The following is a 17,127-nucleotide window of genomic DNA, read 5'->3' on the forward strand; positions in this document are numbered from 1 at the left end:
GGCTTTGCAGCGTCGATGTGACCGCCGTTCGTTAGAACGGCGGAACAAATACATGAACGTGCAAATCTTCGGCACCAAAAAGTCCTTCGATACCAAGAAGGCCCAGCGCTACTTTAAGGAGCGCCGCATTAAGGTGCAGTTTATCGACCTTAAGGAAAAGGAGATGAGCAAGGGCGAGCTCACGAGCGTGATGCAGGCGGTCGGCGGCATCGACAAGCTGCTCAACCCCAAGGCTAAGGACGAGGAGACGCTCGCACTCATCCAGCACCTCACCACCAGCCAGCGCTTCGACAAGCTACTCGAGAACCAGCAGGTTCTGGCCGAGCCCATCGTGCGCAACGGCAAAAAGGCCACCGTCGGTTATTGCCCTGATGTATGGGGAGCCTGGGAGTAGCCTGTGTTATTTGTCGGCGCGTGGGTATAAGAGCAGGCGTTTGGCATAAGATTCAACTGTAAGCCATGTCTAACAAAGGAGGGCACATGCCCAACAAACCCGTGAAGATCATCATGCTTACCGGCTACCTCGGTGCCGGCAAGACCACGCTGCTCAACCACATCCTCGCCAACGACGGCGGCATCCGCGCCGCCGTGATCGTCAACGATATCGGCGAGATCAACGTCGACGCTAGCCTTATCGCCGACGGCGGCCTTTCCGAGACCGACGACCTCATCCCGCTCACCAACGGCTGCATCTGCTGCACGCTTTCGGACGACCTGGCCAACCAGCTGCAGGGCATCGCCGATTCGGGCAAGTTCGACTACATCATCATCGAGGCCTCGGGTATTTGCGAGCCTATCCCCATCGCCTACACCATCTCGAGCTTCTGCGACGAGGCCAAGGTGGGCGGCGAGCCCAAGCTCGCGCTCGACAACATCGTGGCCGTGGTCGACTGCGCCCGCATGTACGACGAGTTCAACGGCGGTCGCGACCTGCTGGCCGAGGACATTGACGAGGATGACATCGAGAGCCTGCTCATCCAGCAGATCGAGTTTTGCTCCACGCTGATTCTTAATAAGACTGACACCGTCACCCCCGAGCAGATCGCAGAGCTCAAAGCCATCGTGCGCAGCCTGCAGAAGGACGCCGTGATTGTCGAGGCTCAAAACGGCGAGGTCCCCATGGAGGAGCTGCTCGACACCGACCGCTTCGACTTTATGCGCGCCTACAACTCCGCCGCCTGGATCGAGGCCATGGAGCATCCCGAGGAGCACGACGACCCCGAGGTGCTCGAGTACGACATCGAGACCTTTGTGTACTCGCGCCGCAAGCCGTTTGACCTGCAGAAGTTCACCGATTTTGTTGAGCAGGAGTGGCCCGACGAAGTCATTCGCGTCAAGGGTCCGCTGTGGCAGACCGGCGATCCGGACATGTGCTACATGTTTGAGCAGGCCGGCCACCAGATGCGTCTGATGGAAAACGGCCTGTTTGTCGATTCTGCGCCCGAGGGCGAGAAGCAGAAGATTATCGACGAGAACCCCGAAATCATGCAGATTTGGGACGACGAGACGGGCGACCGCATGACGAGCCTGTGCATCATCGGCCGTCACATGGACAAAGACGCGCTCATCGCCTCCCTCGATGCCTGCCTGACCGACTGGCACCGCGCCTAGGTTTATCCAAGCGGGCATTTTTCCGCCTACGTAACCGCCAAACCACCACGAAGGTGCCCTTCGTGGTGGTTTTTCGTTCTGAGCCAAGGAGATTCATGTTCAACATTGTGCTGTATGCGCCCGAGATTCCGGCCAATACGGGCAATATCGGCCGCACCTGCGTGGTTACCGGTGCCCGCCTGCATCTGGTGGAGCCACTGGGCTTTTCACTCGACGACAAGACGGTGCGTCGCGCCGGCCTGGGCTACTGGCAAAACTTGGACGTGACGACATATGCCGGCTGGAAGGATTTCCTTGCGCGCAACGGCCTCTCCCCCGCCGACGAGCGCCTGCACCTGCTAACCAAAAAGGCGCGCCGAACCTATGCGCAAAGCACCTACCGCGACGGTGACTTTTTGGTCTTTGGCAGCGAGAGCTCGGGGATTCCCGAGCCACTGCTTGCCGCGGCGCCCGAGCGCTGCGAGCGCATCCCCATGTTGCGCGATTGCGACTCGCTCGAAAACGCCGACGCCTGGGAGGCCCACGAGGAGTCGCTCGGGCATACCGAGGACAGACACGAAGCCATCCTTCGACAGGATATCTGCGGCAACTTCGTCAATCCGGACGACTACCGCATCAGCGCACTCAACCTCTCCAACAGCGCCGCCATCGTCCTCTACGAGGCCCTGCGCCAGTCAAACTTCCCAGGAATGTGACAAAGGGACAGTCCCTTTGTCACGCAATTAGGTCCGCACCCCTACCTATACCGATTTGCACCAAACGCCGCCAAAGTTCTCCGTCATCGAAGAACACGGTCGGTTATCCTTCTGCATCGCAAGCCTCAACCTCACCGTTCACAGAGGCCGTCTCCATACCGACAAGTATTGCAATACGCTCCTGTTTTTCAATGATGAACCGCTTATGGTAGAAGATGTTGGCATATTGCAAAACACGATTCATCTGCGAGACATCAAACAAGGCGCCGACAACGCCGCCAAACACGGGAATGGCCTTGCCGAGGGATTTTTGAGTGATATTCCTGCCAATTTGTTCGAGTACGTTTTTGAAAACACTATTCTCGAGCGACTTCTTGCCGGCATTCTCGAGTGCCTTACGTGCAGCGGCATTAGCAAGGGCGCGAATCTGCGTGACAAGCATAGCCGCGCCGCCCCGTGCCGCCATTGCCGTCCAGCCTTTCTTGACCGTCTGCTTCACACCCTCCATCTCGGCTACAAGCATTACTTTACCGATTGTGACAGCCATGCCATCAGCAGAGCCTGCCGACGGAGCCATCGCGTTTGAAAACACATCGCCCGCAATGACCATTTCAGCCGGATCCTCTTTAACGTTAAATCCGTACATCATGGCAACCGACTGCACCGCGCGATAATAGAGAAACATGCTGAATACGATATTGAAGGGCAAACCGGCAAACCCAGGAGCACCCGTCACCGCACCCTCGGTCGCCGCAAGCAGCAAGTGTCTACCGTTCTCACCTGCCGCAATCCTCGCGACGTCAAAACTACGAAGCATGAATAACTCGTCAATCGAACGGATAGTAACGCCTTCAAGCGTAGTATTTGCGGCCTCAACAATCTGCGCCTCAGTAACGCTGTACTTGGCAGCTTGCTCCTCGATAGCTTTGAAACCATCGACGACCTGCTTCATAACCTGTGCATATAGCTCTTGTTGCTGAATCTCGCTTGTAAGCTCATCGACCGCATCTCCAACGGCAGTGCGAAGATTCTCCGGTATCTTTAGCCCAGCCATATCGGTCAGCTGCTTGAGCTTTGAAGGCGCTACCATCTTTTCGTATTGCTCGGTCAATACCTCAAGCTCGGCAAGCTCTTGATTGGTCAGCAACGGATCGGGCAACACCCAATCACCGTTATCGTCAACGAGCGTCGATGGCAGGCCGAGTTGCTCTTGTCGCTTTGCGCTGTAGCGTTCATTCGCCGCGGCTGCAGTTGCAGAAGCAATCCCATTTGCAAAGTCAGTAATACCTTTAAGCGCATTATCCGCCAACGGGCTAGCGGCGTCCGCCAATTCACTCGATTTCTTTTGGGTCTCCTTGACCACACCCATAATGGCGTTTTGCGCGCCATTTAATGCTCCAAACATTATGTTCTCCAGCGAAGAAGAACCGACACCGGGCTTCTGCTGCTTTTCGGGCTCCGCCTCACCAAACTGTTGTCGTTTATCGGACACACCATTCACCCTTACTTAAACGTAACGTTAATATCGACATCGTCGCCGCATAGGGCTTTGACCTGTTTTTCGATCAATCCGCTGGCTCTATCATCAGATTCTTTGAGCATATCGCTCTCTTCGACCTTCTTGGTCTGCTCTTTCTTCGCCTGTTTCAACAAACCGTTCAGATCGTCCGTACTTACTTGATTCCAGTTCAGAAAACCATTGTCCTCAACATATTTCTTCAATGTATTGGGGTCTGTTGAGAAAGAGGTGATTTCCGAGTGAGGCAATGTAACCCTTACGCTCTTGACCTCTGAGTTCTCGTCGTTCATATCAACCCGCTTGATTTCAATCTTCATTTTATCGGCATCGATCCCGATATCAGCCTTGCCGTCAATCGTTGCGACATATCGCTTAGACGTAAAGGGGTTTTCCCACCCAAGCGGATTCCCCGCTTCATCGATTGAGAGCAGCTGCGTAAAGTTATATTCGTACGTCACAAGCTTTACGACCGGCGCGATCTCCTCGCGAATCGAATCATCGGTGATCGTTGTAGGATTACGTGTCAAATACAACCAGATACACCCGGCAGTCGCCACGGCCGTAACAGCCAGCAAACCGCCAAAGATTAGCTTTTGCGTTATTGTTGTAAACAAGTTTGTTCTTGTCATCCTGCTTCGCCTTTCTTTTATGGGCCCGACTTCTCCATCATCTTCCATCGTGTACATGACGGCACGAATCATTCCGTCAACGGCTTAATGCAAAACGCGACCGTTCGGAGAAAATGGTCGCGCATTCTTTCCAATTCCCGCGAATTATTCCTTGATGCTGTAATTCGATACTGTCGGCGCGACCCTCGAAGCGTCTACCTCACTCATTACCTCAAACTTCACTTTCTCGCCAGGCGCCAAGGCGGATGTATCTGCGTAGCATTCTTCCGCCCTTACACCATCGGCATCGTAAAGAGCAACATTTAGAAAAACGTTTTCGAACGATATGTCAGAGGTGTTTTCGACTATTGCGGTGTACGTATAGAGGCCGTAGCCGTCGTCACTTTTCTCAAAGGTCGCCGATGAGAGCAGGCCGTTGATAACCTCATCATTATGCGTCTTCTCCTCCACGGTCCTACCGTTCTTGATCAGCTCGTCAAACGCATCTCGATACTCATCATCGACCGTCAAGTCATACCGATCAACCAGTTTCTTAAGCTGTGCAGATCGTGCGTCATAGGCCTTTTCCCATTCGTCGTAATACTTGGGATCCGATTCCGCATACTTCTTGACAACATCAAGCTGATTATCAAGCAGATTGAGATAGGCAATGACGTCTTCTTGCATCTTAGTGTCTTTAAATGACGCCTTTTTGAGTTCTTTGTCGTTATCGATCTCGGTTTTAATTGCCTCTTTTCGAACTTTATTAGAGCCCAGATCAGCATCCTCTCCCAGTGATTCAAGGTAATCCGACCGCTTTTGATAGCCTTGAGCAATCACGGCCATTGCACGTTCATCGGCATAATCAGGCCCATCGTTTTTCTTCTCAACCTGTGAACAGCCGCTCAGCAGAAGTGCCCCACAGAGCACCGTCGCAAATAGCGAGATCGCCGCAGCCATCCCATAATGCCTTTTCATCTTGTCCTCCTTTAAATACAAAACACGATATCTAGCCCCCTCGTCAAAAAGCAGACGAATTGGCAACGCGGTGGCACTATTTGGTTCCAGGGCGTGAACTGGATAAACATCGAGGGAAGGAGTGGACTCCGTGCAATAAACTCCCCTCGTCAAAATGTCTAGTTAAAGAGGACGGACAGACGGCGAACGGTCATATCAGTTCGTATCCGCCCGTCTCCAACGATCGAACGTCGATGCGCTGACGTTCAGGAGCATTGCGGCCTCTTGCCTCGTAACCTCACCTCCTTCGAATGATTTGATGACATCGCGGTAGCTATCCGGACGTTCGAGCGTCGGTCTCCCAAACCTCACACCCCGCAGACGCGCCGACGCGATACCCTCCGCCTGGCGCTGCTTTATGTTTTCGCGCTCCACCTGAGCCACGTAGCTCAAAACCTGAAGCACTAGGTCGGCAATAAAAGTCCCCGTAATTCCATTGGGTTGTTCGCGTGTATCAAGCAATGGCATATCGAGCACCACGATGGCAACGCGTTTGTCCGTCGTTAGGCGACGCCATTCATCGAGAACTTCACGGTAGTCGCGACCCAATCGGTCGATACTCTTAATCACCAGAACGTCCCCTTCGCGCAGACGACGAAGAAGACGCTGGTACTGAGGACGCCTGAAGTCCTTTCCACTCGCTTTGTCAGCATAGATCAAATTCGTTTGGACCGGAAACCGCTCCAGCGCATCCAGTTGGCGATCCAGGTTCTGGTCTGCTGACGAAACTCGAGCATACCCATAGATTCTGTTTTTCATGATTGTCCCTATCAGCCGCACGATGGCAGCTTCAGCTCATCTGAGAGCCCACTCACAATAGGGCGTGCAAATTTCGCGAATGGGTTGAACCCATTTTCGGGCTCCAACGTAAGCTATTCAAGCACCGCTTCGACAACGCACGGCGCCAACCTTATACTTTGAAATGAAATTAATCGTTTTTAATTGAGATTAACTAGAATAAAATGAAATTAACCTGAGACGCTAAAGGAGGGCATTGTGGAATACCTCGAAAACCCGTTTACCCCTAGCTTTGGCGAGGTTCCTGCCCATCTCGCTGGCAGACAACAGATTATTCGGGATTTGGACCGTGCCTTCTTGAGCCAGCGCAGACGCCCGGAATTGACCTCGATCTTCTCAGGCGCGCGTGGAACCGGTAAAACTGCTCTCATGTCGTCGCTCGCGACAAGGGCGGAATCCCATGGCTGGATTGCCGTAAAGACGACCGCGCTCTCGGGAATGCTTGAGGAAATCGAGTTCGGGGCCAAACGTGCTGCAGGCCATCTTATCGACCCGTCTAACAACTTCGAAGTCACCGGTCTCGGAATTGCACCGCTCGGCAGCATCGAGGTCAATCGCGTTCACGATGTCTCAACCTGGCGTTATCGCATGAGCGACATCATCGACCAGCTCAACGAGGCGGGCACCGGTCTGCTCGTCACGGTTGACGAGGTGGACCCGACACTCGACGAGATGATTCAGCTCGCAGCGACGTATCAGCACTTTGTGACCGATGGGAAACGCGTCGCCCTGCTCATGGCGGGACTTCCCAACAACGTATCGACGCTACTGAACCACAAGACGGTCTCGTTCCTTCGCCGCGCCCAACAATATCATCTGGGTCGCATTGCCGACTATGACGTGCGCGAGGCCCTAATTCGCACAATCCAGGAAAACGATCGCCTAGCAGATGCTGAGGGAATCGATAGAGCCGTTCGCTCGATCTCTGGTTTTCCCTTCCTATTGCAACTCGTAGGCTACCGTGCCTGGGATCTTACAAGCGATTCGAAGGAAATCTCGTCACGTGACTTTGACCTAGGAATCAAAATCGCACGCGACGAGATGGATGACCGAATCCTCGCGGCAACCTATCGGGAACTCACTGCAGAGGACAAGCGATTCCTCATCGCCATGCTCGATGACGAGGAAGAGTCCACCACCGCTGACCTTGTCGACCGCCTTAAGCGTTCTCCGCAGCAGGTCTCCCGCTACCGACGCCGCATGATAGATGCCGGCATCATTGGAGAACGCGGGCGCGGAATCGTCGCTTTTGAATTGCCATTCTTCCGCGACTATCTCGCCGCTCAATGCGTGAAATAGAAGTCAATGTGACAAAGGGGCAGTCCCTTTGTCACATCGCCTATAGATAGCGGCCGGTAATGCTCTTGGAGCAAGCTGCGATGTCGCCCGGCGTACCGGCGTAGACGATTCGCCCGCCCGCATCGCCGCCGCCCGGGCCCATGTCGATCACGTAATCGGCATTACGGATAAGGTCGAGGTCGTGTTCGATCACGATAACCGTGGCGCCCTTGGCAACGAGGCCATCAAACACACTCAGCAGCACCTGAACATCGAGCGGATGTAGGCCGATCGTGGGCTCGTCGAACACGAATACGGCATCGTCCTGCACGCGGCCCATCTCGCTCGCAAGCTTAAGCCGCTGTGCCTCGCCGCCCGAAAGCGCCGGCGTGGGCTCGCCAAGCGTCAGGTAGCCCAGGCCCAGGTCGCGCAAGGTCTGCAAGCGCGCCTGGACTTTCTTGAGTCCCAACGTGGCGTCAATGGCCTCGTCCACACTCATATCCATAAGTTGCGGCAATGTAAGTAGGCTCCCGTCCTTGCCCTCGCGATGGATATGCGAGGCCGCGTCTGCATAACGTGAGCCGCGACATGCCGGGCAGACGATCTCGACGTCGGGCAAAAACTGCACGTCGAGTGATATCGATCCTGTGCCATCGCACGTAGGGCAGCGCAAGGCGCCAGTGTTGTAGCTAAACGCGCCTGCCTTGTAGCCGGCTGCCTTGGCCTCGGGCGTGCGGGCGAAGGCGCGACGCAGCTCGTCATGGATGTCGGCATAGGTCGCCACCGTCGAGCGCACGTTGGCGCCAATGGGCGTGGCGTCAATCAGGTTGGCGCGCGCGATGCCCTCGGCATCGACCCAACGCACGTGCCTCGGCAGGCGCTCGCCAGCCGCTTGCGCCTTGAGCGCCGGGATGAGCGTCTCGAGTACCAACGTCGTCTTGCCCGAACCCGAAACGCCCGTCACCGTGACAAGGCGACCGCGTGGTATATCGACTTCGAGCGGTTTGACGGTATGGATGGCATCGGTCGCCATGCGGATATGGCCTTGATCGAACATTTCGTCGTCAGCCACCCGCGGGCGCAAACGCTTGGGGTCTGCGCGCAAAAACGGTGCGATGCGGCTGCCCTGCGATTGTTCGACCTCGTCCACCGTACCAGCGGCGATCACATTGCCGCCGCCTGCTCCGGCAACGGGGCCCATCTCAACCAGATAATCAGCCTCCGCCAACACGCGCGTATCGTGGTCGACAACAACCACGGTGTTGCCGTCGCCCACTAGGTCGCGCATCACACCCACCAGGCCGTCGACATTGGCAGGATGCAGGCCAATTGAGGGCTCGTCCAGCACATAAAGCACGCCCGTCGATCGGTTGCGCACCACGCGTGCGAGCTGTACGCGCTGGCGCTCACCCGTGGAGAGCGTGGCACCGGCGCGGTCGAGCGAAAGATAATCGAGACCCAAATCGACCAGGCGACGGGCCGCGCCCAAAAATGAATCGCAGATATCCGTCGCCATGGGCTGCATCTCGGCCGGCAAGGATGCGGGCACCCCGCGCACCCACTCAATCGCCTCACCCAGCGTCATGGCCGCGGCCTGCGCCAGATTGATACCGCGCACCTGGGGCTGGCGCGCAGCCTCGCAGAGACGCGTGCCGCCGCAATCGCGGCATGGGCCCTCGCGCAAAAAGCGAGCCACGCGCTTAAGCCCCTTATCGTCCTTGACCTTGGCGAGCGCATTCTCGACAGTATAGACGGCGTTGTAATAGGTAAAGTCGAGCGGCGTGGCACCCTCGCCGTTTTTAGGAACGTAGAGAATGTGCTTCTTGACCGCCGGGCCATAGAACACGATATCGCGCTCTTGGGGCGTGAGCTGGTTAAACGGCACGTCGGTGCGCACACCCATCTCGCCGGCCACCTGCTTCATCAGATCCCACATGAGTGTGCCCCAGGGAAGCACCGCGCCCTCGTCGATGGTCTTTGACTCGTCGGGCACCAGGCTCGCCTCGTCCACTTCGCGCATAACGCCGGTACCGCCGCAGGTAGGGCACGCGCCGCCACTGTTAAAGGCAAGGTCCTCGGCACCCGGAGCGTAGAACTCGCGGCCACATGTCGGACACGTGAGCGACAGACCCGCAGCCACGTTAAGGCTCGGCTCCACGCGCGCCCCGCAGTGCGGGCACACGTGATGGGCGCAGCGGCTAAAGAGCAGGCGCAGGCTGTTGTTGAGCTCGGTCATGGTGCCAAAGGTCGAGCGCACGCCCGGCACGCTCGGACGCTGGTGTAGCGCGAGCGCCGCCGGCACGTGCAAGACCTCATCCACCTGGGCATGTTCGGCCTGCGTCAGACGACGGCGGGTATAGGTGCTGAGCGCCTCCAGGTAACGGCGCGAGCCCTCGGCATAAAGAACTCCCAGTGCCAGCGAACTCTTGCCCGAACCCGACACACCGGCAATGCCCACGAGCCTTCCCAACGGAATGTCGATGTCGATGTCCTTGAGGTTATGGACACGTGCACCGCGCACCTCGATAGCGCCTGGTTGTTGCGACACCGTCATCGCTCCCCTTCCTGTTGATCGAATGTGACAAAGGGACAGTCCCTTTGTCACATTACTCGTGCCATAAAACACAATCTCGAATGTACTCGCCCAGCATGGGCACGGTAAACCGGACGAGGCCGTATCCGGCAGCCTCGATGACGCGCTCGCGAATCAAGCTTGCGCGATATTTACTCGCCCAGCTCTGAGTGCGATCGCAGCGCTCAATGATATCCGCCATGCGAGTCGGTTTACCCTCGTCAACCGCCATGGCCTCGATAAAAAGGCGCTGTGGACTGCGCAGCCCGTAATACAGGGGCGCGTCAACCGCTTCGTAGAACTCGGAGACGGCATCCGCATGGCCATCCTCGACATCGCGCCTTTCGATGACCTGCGAGCCACGCCGGACAGCAGACCGCCACATGTAATAGCCCACCAGCTGAACCATATAGGGATGTCCCATGCTTTTGCGCGCCGCAAGGTCCGCCGTCTCCGCGTCAGCGTAAAGACCAGCGTCTTTGACCGTCTGGATATACGAATCGCGCACCTTGGGCAAAGATATCGCCCCCAGCGTACGCTGCTGGGCACGCCGCAAAAACGTCACGCTCGGCTCTTCGAGCAGATCGTCAACCATACTGGGTAAGCCGGCGAACACCAGCGCAAGACCACGCTGGTCGCTATCGGACAAGCCCGTGGCATCCTGGTCTCCGAGCACCTGCTGATAGAGAACGGCAAGAGCCGCCAGCTCCTCGATAGACGCAGATTGAGCCTCGTCAATCGCAAACAGGATGCCCTTGCTTGGACCGAGCTTCTTGAGCCTCTCGTTGACCAGCCCCCGCAACGTCTCGCCTTTTGCCCGCGCTGCCTCGACCGACATTCGGCCAAATGACGGCCCAAACTCCATTGACGTCACAACGGGTTTATTCGAGCGGAGCGCGTCGGCCAAGCGGTCGCATAAACCAAGCGAAGCGGAATCGGAGACAACCGCCCATCCGCGCTCGCTGGCCAGACGTTGCAGCTCCCGTAGGAGAACCGTCTTGCCACAGCCGCGGTTTCCCGTAATAAGCATGAGCATGCCCGGCGCCCCGGCGCCGTTATCGAGCCCTTCCTCGAAATCTTCGATGACCGACTCGCGACCGATGAGTACCGGAGGTCGCTTACCAGCCGTTGGCTTAAAGGGATTTGGATTCATGTCGGCCTCCTCGGATTGGCAAACGCTGATAATAGTTATACCAACTTATACCGAGTTACACCAACTGAATGTGACAAAGGGACTGTCCATTTGTCACATGTGGCCGAAAAACTCGGCGTCGGCGGGGCGATAGGGGCGGAAGGTGGCGGGATCGATCTTTACGTGCGCCGCGGCGGGTACGTCGTACCATTTGACCGTGTAGCCGGCGCCGTGGGCGCAAAAGACCGAGTCGGGCGTGTTGGGCAAATCGGTCTCGGGCTCATAGGCGGCCGCCTCGATGACGCGCTCGGCATCATGGCAGGCCGCATAACCGGCGAACTCCAGGTACAGATGCCCGTGGCCGCTCGTGTAGGCAGCCACCTCCAGCGCATAATCCTGTACCTCGGATGCCGGCACGCGACCCACAAGCTTCGCCCGGTCGCCCGCCATCGCCGGCGGCTCGTACTCGGCGCCCATGCGCGTGACATCCGAAAGCGCCCTGCCCATGCACTCCCCCGGCACCTCGAGCTCAAAGTGGTACCACGGCTCCAGCAGCACCGCCGCGCCGGCCTCGCGCGCAAGCATCAAGCCCTGGCGAATCGCGCGGTACGTTGCCTGCCGAAAGTCACCACCCTCGGTGTGTTTGGCATGCGCACGGCCGCCCGTGAGCGTAATGCGCACATCGGTAATGGGCGAGCCGGTCAACACGCCCAGGTGATCGCGCTCCATGGCGTTGGTGAGCGTCAGACGCTGCCAGTTCAGATCGAGCTCGTCGGTCGAGGTCACGGTGCCAAACTGCACGCCCGAACCCGCTGGCAACGGATCCAGGCGCAAATGCACCTCGGCATAGTGGCGCAGCGGCTCAAAGTGGCCCACGCCCTCGACTGGCTTCGAAATAGTCTCCTTATAGAGAATGCCGCCAGGCTCAAACTCAATCGAAAGGCCAAAACGATCTGCCAACACCCGCTGCACGACCTCGAGCTGCACCGCTCCCATGAGCTGCAGATGTATCTGTTCAAGATACGTGTTCCAGCTTACGCCGAGCATGGGGTCTTCGTCTGCCAGCTCAGTCAACGCTTTGAATACCACATGGACGTCGTGTTCGCCCGGTAGCACGGTATAGGTGAGAACCGGCGCAATGACGGGTGCATCGCCCGCGGGCTCCGCGCCCAGGGCATCCCCCGGGCGAACGTGTGCAAGACCCGTCACGGCACAAATACCGCCAGCAGCAACTTCTTGGGCAAGCTCATACTTTTCGCCGTTATAGATGCGCACCTGATCGGCCTTCTGTTCCCACGCCTCGGCACCGGAACGTCCGTCAATCATCTGCTTGGCATGCAGCGTGCCGCCGGTCACTTTAACCCATGCCAAGCGCTCGCCGCGATCTCCGCGGCTCACGCGGTAGACGCGCGCGGCAAACTCCGGGCGCCATGCCTGTTCGCGCATCAGCGCACATATGCCATCCAGCAGCTCGTCCACGCCTTGGTCCTTGAGCGCCGAGCCGGCAAAGCAGGGAAAAAGCTTGCGCTCGGCGACCATGCGTGACAGCGTCGCGACGGAAAGCTCACCCGCCTCAAGAAACTCCTCGAGCGCTTCTTCGTCTAACGCGGCAGCGTCCTCCTGAACGACGCCGCCCGCCAGCAGTTCGCTGGCATCCAGGCAGCCTTCGGAAAGACGCTGCCCAAGCTGTGTCAGCAAAACATCGCGGCCGGGATTCTCCAAATCGATTTTGTTGATATAGATGAACGTCGGGATGTCATAGCGCGCGAGCAGGCGCCACAGGGTCTCGGTATGCCCCTGCACGCCATCGTTGGCGCCTACCACCAGAATCGCGTAGTCCAGGGCACGCAGCGTGCGCTCCGCCTCGGCAGAAAAATCGACATGGCCGGGAGCATCCACGAGCATGACGTGGGTATCGCCATGGTCGAGCACGGCCTGCGACGAGAAGATCGTGATACCGCGCTCGCGCTCAATCGCGTTGGTATCCAGGTGCGAGTCGCCGTCATCCACGCGGCCGCGCTTGCGAATGCGGCCCGCATTGAACAGCATGGACTCGGCCAGCGTGGTCTTGCCGGCATCGACATGCGCCAAGATTCCAACGACAGCTTGCTTCGTCATGGCTCTCCTCTTATTGCAAGCCCATCGCACGCGGCAACGGGCATCCTCGTTCCACACTGGATGATACAATTTACGGGCCGGCGGGCGAAGCGAGCCCTATCCCCCGACCGAGCTCATCGCCCTGCGTTGCCGCGCGGCGATTTTCGTAGGTTCGCGCCTTGCGAAAGCCGGCTTGCAAATCAGCGCAGCGAACGAAAATGGCCCCGGGTGGGACCATTTTCGTTCGCGCGAATTGTTGACACGCGCCCCTGCTCTTACGCCTCGCGCAGCCAGTCGAACGCAACACGCGGCGTGCCGTCCGAAACATACACGACGCCGGCGCGCTCGAACCCCGCTTTCATGCTCGCGCCCTGCATAGGCAGGTTGTCCGCGTGCGTGTCGATACGCAGGTGGTCGGCGCGCGCCTTGGCAAAGGCAAACATCGCGGCCGCGATACCGTGCACGGTGCCGTCGGATGCCACGCGATGCAGCACGGCATATGGAGTGTCGCTGCGCCATTGACCGTCCTCAATTACGTCATAGCACTCGTCCGGACCCGGTAAAAAGGCAAACGTCGCCACCACACGGCCGTCGACTTCGCACACGTAACTGCCACCAGCGGCAATATCGGCAGCCAGCTGCTCGGCCGAAGGCGTGCCCTCGGGCCACTGCGTGGCGTTACCATGCGCGCGCATAAACGCGCGGGCGGCGTCATAGATAGCCATGACGGCGGGAATGTCGGTATCGAGGGTTTTTCTGATCATCACGCGGCAACCTCACGTTTATTGGTATCACATTGATTGGGCAATGATACCAACGTTTTGAGAAGGGCGCGAAGCAGATGGGAAGCAAAAAGCGAGCCGCCTGGTCAAAGGCCAAAAGCGAGTTTTTGGGCGCTGCTACCGGCGGCGATATGAGCGACCTGTTTGCGCGCGAGGACGAGCGCCGCGACGCCCTGGACGCCGAGCGCGATGAAGTCTGGCGCTACAAATCGTGCGAGCGCAAAAACCGTTACGACACACGCGCCGAGGCCGAGGCAGTTATGGCCGACTGCGAAAACCGCGGGCGGCGTGGTTTGGCCTGCTACAAATGCGAATACTGCGGTGGCTGGCACCTGACGTCACACCCTTGGAAATAGGCTCCGCGTCGGCACGGCGCTGGCAAAGCACCGGCAATCGCACGCAAACTACGGGCGCGGCGGCACCAAAACATCGTAGCGAACGGCTTTGCCCGCAAGCTGATAGCTCGGCTTAACGCCGGCAAGCAATGGGCCCTTCACCGGCCGCTTGATAACGACCTTGCGCGGGTGCGGTGCAAGCGCAGCCTCGACCAGCGCCTCCTCATCGGCGCACGGCTGCTCCAAATGATGCAAGAGCTGGAACTTCTTTTTAACCGCCGCGCTCTTGTTGCGCTCGGGAAACATGGGGTCCAGATATACCACGTCGGGAGCGGTAAGCTCGCCCCGCCCGATCAGCTCAGCTGCATGGCGAAGGCCGGCAATGCTATCCTCGCCCGCATGTAAGCGCATGTGCGCCGCGGCAGTCGCAAGCGCCGGATCATCTGCCGCGCGATCCAGGGCATCCTTGAGAAGCGCCGCGATCACGCAATCCTGTTCATACAGATCGACGGTAAAGCCCGCGGCCGCCAACAACAGCGAGTCCTCGCCAAAGCCTGCCGTGGCATCTATCGCCCATGGTTGCTCGATGCCTTTTGTGCGCGCAGCCTTTACCAGCAACTCTTGTTGCAGACGGCCCTGTTTAAGCCGTGGAAGCATGCGGCCAAAATCGGCACGCAACTCCATCGTGCCGTCGGTGAGCGTAAGGCCCTCGGACGTCCGCACGAGCTCGAGCCCTGCCGCCCGAGCAACAGAAAAGGGATCGGCGACACCCATGGACACTCCTTAGCAAGCAAAACGAATACGTGAGCGCCGTTTATATCGGCACCCAACCGTCCGCTATTGTCCCACATGCGACATGGCCCACAGCATCCCAATGCAAAGCACCGCCATCAATCCCGTGCACACGGCAGCGATCACAGAATCACCCATGCGCCTTCCCAACGACCGCGGCTCACGCACTTGCCCTGCTCCGTACATCATGGCTCCTCCTTGAGACCAGCTCCTTGTTACGGCCTCATCATCTCAGTGCCGCACATGAGCTGCCATCGATTTGGCTTACGTCCAGCTTTCCTTTTTGAAAGGTTGGGTTGGGCTGCGCGGGCTCAAGGCGCTTTCAGGCGCATGCATCGCCGCGTTGAACTACAATGTGCTTCACCATATGTGCAGCACATGAGGTGCGCCAGGTTGGCGTACTCGTATCGAAAGGACCAGCCATGAGCTCCGCTCGCAAGACTCTCAAAATCCTTGCCCTCGTCTACTTTGTTTTGGGCATCGCCAGCCTCGTCATCGCCGGCGTCGGTATCGCCAGTGGCAACCTCGATTCCACGTACGGGTCAAACGCCATGCTCGCCGCGGTCGTGCTGGTCGCCAAGGGCGTTGTCGATCTTGCCGCAGGTGTTGCAGGCATCAAGGGTGCCAACAAGCCTTCGCAGGTGGATGGCGCGTTTAAGCTCGGCATCGTTGCCGCAATCGCCACGATTGCGCAGGCCGTGCTCACGCTTCCCGCGCTCGGCGGCAGCTCCGTCAATATCGTCTCCTTTGTCATCGTGGTGTACGACCTGTTCTTTGTTCAGCAGGCACACGCCGTTAAGGCCGAGAACAAGGACCGCCTGTAAGCGCTCGTTTCTCATAACCTCTGAAGCCAAGCAACTAAAAAGGGCCGATCGCGCAGCAACGCGGTCGGCCCTTTACGTTTGCCCAGATAAAACCTACCAAAATAAACCTGTCCCTTTTTGGTAGGTTAGTGGCGGTACTCGGCGATGATAAAGTCGATATCGGTCTGGAGCGTGTCCAAGTTTGCCAGGCGCTCTTTGTCGGCAGGGCGCGTGCGGTAGTAGTACGGCGTCATCTGGAACACCGCCTCGATGTCGGCCTGGGTCTGGAGCGTAATATTCGCAGATACCCGCTGCGTTCCGACCAACTCGAGCTCGGTAGTCTTCGGCAGCTTCTCGTCGTTAAGGTACGGCGTATCGTAGAGCACTTCCTTAAGCCCAAACAGATGACGGGCACCCGGCACCACGGTGTAGAGCGAGCCCTCCGGCGCCAGTACGCGGGCAAACTCGCGCTCGTTAAAGGGAGCGAAGAGCTCGGTCACCATATCGAAGGCGCCGTCCGCCACGGGGATGTCCTTCATGTTGGCCACGAAGTAGGTCGCATCGCCGCGCTTGGCAGCCAGGCGCACCATCTCTTTACCCAGGTCAAAGCCGTAAGCATCCACGCCCGAAACCGCGCCCATGGCACTGGTGTAGTAGCCCTCGCCACAGCAAATATCGAGCAACGTCATGGGGCAGTTCGTTGACGCGGCACGACCAGACACCCGCTCGCGCACCAGCTCGACCATCGCATCGCGCAACGGCGCGTAGTATCCACGGTTCAGAAAGTCACGACGGCTGCGCGCCTGCGACTTGGGATCGCCCATGGAGTCGCCGCTCTTGGACGAGCGCAGCAGATATAGATAGCCCTCGCGCGCACGGTCAAACCGGTGTCCGCCCGCGCATGCAGCACCGCGCTCGTCGTCCACCAACGGCTTATGGCAAACGGGACACAACAACATGGCAACTCCTTAGCGCGAACAACACAACGCCCACCATTGTCGCACGCCTTCCCCACCTAGTCATAGAAGAGACAAGGAGTGTCCCCAGCTGCCGGCAGAGACGATATGAGCAGGACATAAAAACATTGA

16 protein-coding genes are annotated in these 17,127 nt (G+C 58.2%); 6 read left to right on the plus strand and 10 right to left on the minus strand.

Going from position 1 to position 17,127, the window contains the following annotated elements:
- The first annotated feature begins 52 nt into the window (after nucleotides 1–52).
- The 3 genes from DXC18_RS04980 (at nucleotide 53) to DXC18_RS04990 (ending at nucleotide 2,306) form a co-directional block, all read left to right on the plus strand.
- On the plus strand, nucleotides 53–394 hold the full coding sequence (locus DXC18_RS04980; RefSeq protein WP_117716515.1) for an arsenate reductase family protein: 342 nt from the start codon (nucleotides 53–55) through the stop codon (nucleotides 392–394).
- 86 nt (nucleotides 395–480) lie between these two features.
- Nucleotides 481–1,611, plus strand: coding sequence for a GTP-binding protein (locus DXC18_RS04985; RefSeq protein WP_117635529.1), 1,131 nt, complete (start codon nucleotides 481–483; stop codon nucleotides 1,609–1,611).
- Nucleotides 1,612–1,706: 95 nt separating this feature from the next.
- Nucleotides 1,707–2,306, plus strand: coding sequence for a tRNA (cytidine(34)-2'-O)-methyltransferase (locus tag DXC18_RS04990; RefSeq protein WP_117716516.1), 600 nt, complete (start codon nucleotides 1,707–1,709; stop codon nucleotides 2,304–2,306).
- 103 nt (nucleotides 2,307–2,409) lie between these two features.
- Here the strand turns inward: DXC18_RS04990 and DXC18_RS04995 are convergent, their stop codons facing one another.
- The 4 genes from DXC18_RS04995 to DXC18_RS05010 form a co-directional block, all read right to left on the minus strand.
- Nucleotides 2,410–3,798: an EcsC family protein gene (locus tag DXC18_RS04995; protein ID WP_117716517.1), complete on the minus strand. Its 1,389-nt coding sequence runs from the start codon at nucleotides 3,796–3,798 to the stop codon at nucleotides 2,410–2,412.
- 11 nt (nucleotides 3,799–3,809) lie between these two features.
- Complete coding sequence (locus DXC18_RS05000) at nucleotides 3,810–4,526, minus strand: DUF4230 domain-containing protein (protein WP_117716518.1); 717 nt, start codon at nucleotides 4,524–4,526, stop codon at nucleotides 3,810–3,812.
- Between the two features lie 72 nt (nucleotides 4,527–4,598).
- Nucleotides 4,599–5,411: an FxLYD domain-containing protein gene (locus DXC18_RS05005; protein ID WP_117716519.1), complete on the minus strand. Its 813-nt coding sequence runs from the start codon at nucleotides 5,409–5,411 to the stop codon at nucleotides 4,599–4,601.
- A gap of 195 nt (nucleotides 5,412–5,606) precedes the next feature.
- Nucleotides 5,607–6,209 carry a recombinase family protein gene (locus tag DXC18_RS05010; protein WP_117716520.1) on the minus strand — a complete coding sequence of 201 codons (603 nt, stop codon included), beginning with the start codon at nucleotides 6,207–6,209 and terminating at the stop codon, nucleotides 5,607–5,609.
- A 237-nt stretch (nucleotides 6,210–6,446) separates the two neighbouring features.
- On the opposite strand from DXC18_RS05010, the gene DXC18_RS05015 reads away from it, so the two are divergent.
- Nucleotides 6,447–7,547 (plus strand): ATP-binding protein, encoded by a 1,101-nt coding sequence (locus DXC18_RS05015; protein WP_117716521.1) that lies wholly within the window; start codon nucleotides 6,447–6,449, stop codon nucleotides 7,545–7,547.
- A gap of 40 nt (nucleotides 7,548–7,587) precedes the next feature.
- Here DXC18_RS05015 and DXC18_RS05020 read toward each other — a convergent pair whose 3' ends face one another.
- The 4 genes from DXC18_RS05020 to DXC18_RS05035 form a co-directional block, all read right to left on the minus strand.
- Entirely contained in the window at nucleotides 7,588–10,080 is a 2,493-nt protein-coding gene (locus DXC18_RS05020) for an excinuclease ABC subunit UvrA (RefSeq protein WP_117716522.1), read from the minus strand.
- Nucleotides 10,081–10,132: 52 nt separating this feature from the next.
- Entirely contained in the window at nucleotides 10,133–11,251 is a 1,119-nt protein-coding gene (locus DXC18_RS05025; protein ID WP_117716523.1) for an AAA family ATPase, read from the minus strand.
- Between the two features lie 93 nt (nucleotides 11,252–11,344).
- Nucleotides 11,345–13,348 (minus strand): translation factor GTPase family protein, encoded by a 2,004-nt coding sequence (locus tag DXC18_RS05030; protein ID WP_117716524.1) that lies wholly within the window; start codon nucleotides 13,346–13,348, stop codon nucleotides 11,345–11,347.
- A 254-nt stretch (nucleotides 13,349–13,602) separates the two neighbouring features.
- Nucleotides 13,603–14,091: an N-acetyltransferase gene (locus DXC18_RS05035; RefSeq protein ID WP_117716525.1), complete on the minus strand. Its 489-nt coding sequence runs from the start codon at nucleotides 14,089–14,091 to the stop codon at nucleotides 13,603–13,605.
- A gap of 77 nt (nucleotides 14,092–14,168) precedes the next feature.
- Between DXC18_RS05035 and DXC18_RS05040 the strand changes: the two genes are divergently transcribed.
- A complete protein-coding gene (locus DXC18_RS05040) occupies nucleotides 14,169–14,465 on the plus strand; it encodes a hypothetical protein (protein ID WP_117716526.1) in 297 nt (98 codons plus the stop codon).
- 48 nt (nucleotides 14,466–14,513) lie between these two features.
- On the opposite strand, the gene DXC18_RS05045 is transcribed toward DXC18_RS05040, so the two are convergent.
- A complete protein-coding gene (locus tag DXC18_RS05045) occupies nucleotides 14,514–15,218 on the minus strand; it encodes a class I SAM-dependent methyltransferase (RefSeq protein WP_117716527.1) in 705 nt (234 codons plus the stop codon).
- 440 nt (nucleotides 15,219–15,658) lie between these two features.
- Here DXC18_RS05045 and DXC18_RS05050 point away from each other — a divergent pair, with 440 nt between their 5' ends.
- Nucleotides 15,659–16,060, plus strand: coding sequence for a hypothetical protein (locus tag DXC18_RS05050; protein ID WP_117716528.1), 402 nt, complete (start codon nucleotides 15,659–15,661; stop codon nucleotides 16,058–16,060).
- Nucleotides 16,061–16,185: 125 nt separating this feature from the next.
- Here DXC18_RS05050 and DXC18_RS05055 read toward each other — a convergent pair whose 3' ends face one another.
- A complete protein-coding gene (locus DXC18_RS05055) occupies nucleotides 16,186–16,998 on the minus strand; it encodes a putative RNA methyltransferase (protein ID WP_117716529.1) in 813 nt (270 codons plus the stop codon).
- Nucleotides 16,999–17,127 lie beyond the last annotated feature (129 nt).

The organism is Collinsella sp. OM08-14AT (assembly GCF_003438115.1).
Classification (GTDB): Bacteria; Actinomycetota; Coriobacteriia; order Coriobacteriales; family Coriobacteriaceae; genus Collinsella.

Bases quoted from the DNA above. Each gene is read 5' to 3' on its own strand.
- DXC18_RS05005 (WP_117716519.1), bottom strand. From the start codon at position 5,411: ATGAAAAGGCATTATGGGATGGCTGCGGCGATCTCGCTATTTGCGACG.
- DXC18_RS05025 (WP_117716523.1), bottom strand. From the start codon at position 11,251: ATGAATCCAAATCCCTTTAAGCCAACGGCTGGTAAGCGACCTCCGGTA.
- DXC18_RS05000 (WP_117716518.1), bottom strand. From the start codon at position 4,526: ATGATTCGTGCCGTCATGTACACGATGGAAGATGATGGAGAAGTCGGG.
- DXC18_RS05030 (WP_117716524.1), bottom strand. From the start codon at position 13,348: ATGACGAAGCAAGCTGTCGTTGGAATCTTGGCGCATGTCGATGCCGGC.
- DXC18_RS04980 (WP_117716515.1), top strand. From the start codon at position 53: ATGAACGTGCAAATCTTCGGCACCAAAAAGTCCTTCGATACCAAGAAG.
- DXC18_RS05040 (WP_117716526.1), top strand. From the start codon at position 14,169: ATGGGAAGCAAAAAGCGAGCCGCCTGGTCAAAGGCCAAAAGCGAGTTT.
- DXC18_RS05035 (WP_117716525.1), bottom strand. From the start codon at position 14,091: ATGATCAGAAAAACCCTCGATACCGACATTCCCGCCGTCATGGCTATC.
- DXC18_RS05050 (WP_117716528.1), top strand. From the start codon at position 15,659: ATGAGCTCCGCTCGCAAGACTCTCAAAATCCTTGCCCTCGTCTACTTT.
- DXC18_RS05020 (WP_117716522.1), bottom strand. From the start codon at position 10,080: ATGACGGTGTCGCAACAACCAGGCGCTATCGAGGTGCGCGGTGCACGT.
- DXC18_RS05010 (WP_117716520.1), bottom strand. From the start codon at position 6,209: ATGAAAAACAGAATCTATGGGTATGCTCGAGTTTCGTCAGCAGACCAG.
- DXC18_RS04985 (WP_117635529.1), top strand. From the start codon at position 481: ATGCCCAACAAACCCGTGAAGATCATCATGCTTACCGGCTACCTCGGT.
- DXC18_RS05055 (WP_117716529.1), bottom strand. From the start codon at position 16,998: ATGTTGTTGTGTCCCGTTTGCCATAAGCCGTTGGTGGACGACGAGCGC.
- DXC18_RS05045 (WP_117716527.1), bottom strand. From the start codon at position 15,218: ATGGGTGTCGCCGATCCCTTTTCTGTTGCTCGGGCGGCAGGGCTCGAG.
- DXC18_RS04990 (WP_117716516.1), top strand. From the start codon at position 1,707: ATGTTCAACATTGTGCTGTATGCGCCCGAGATTCCGGCCAATACGGGC.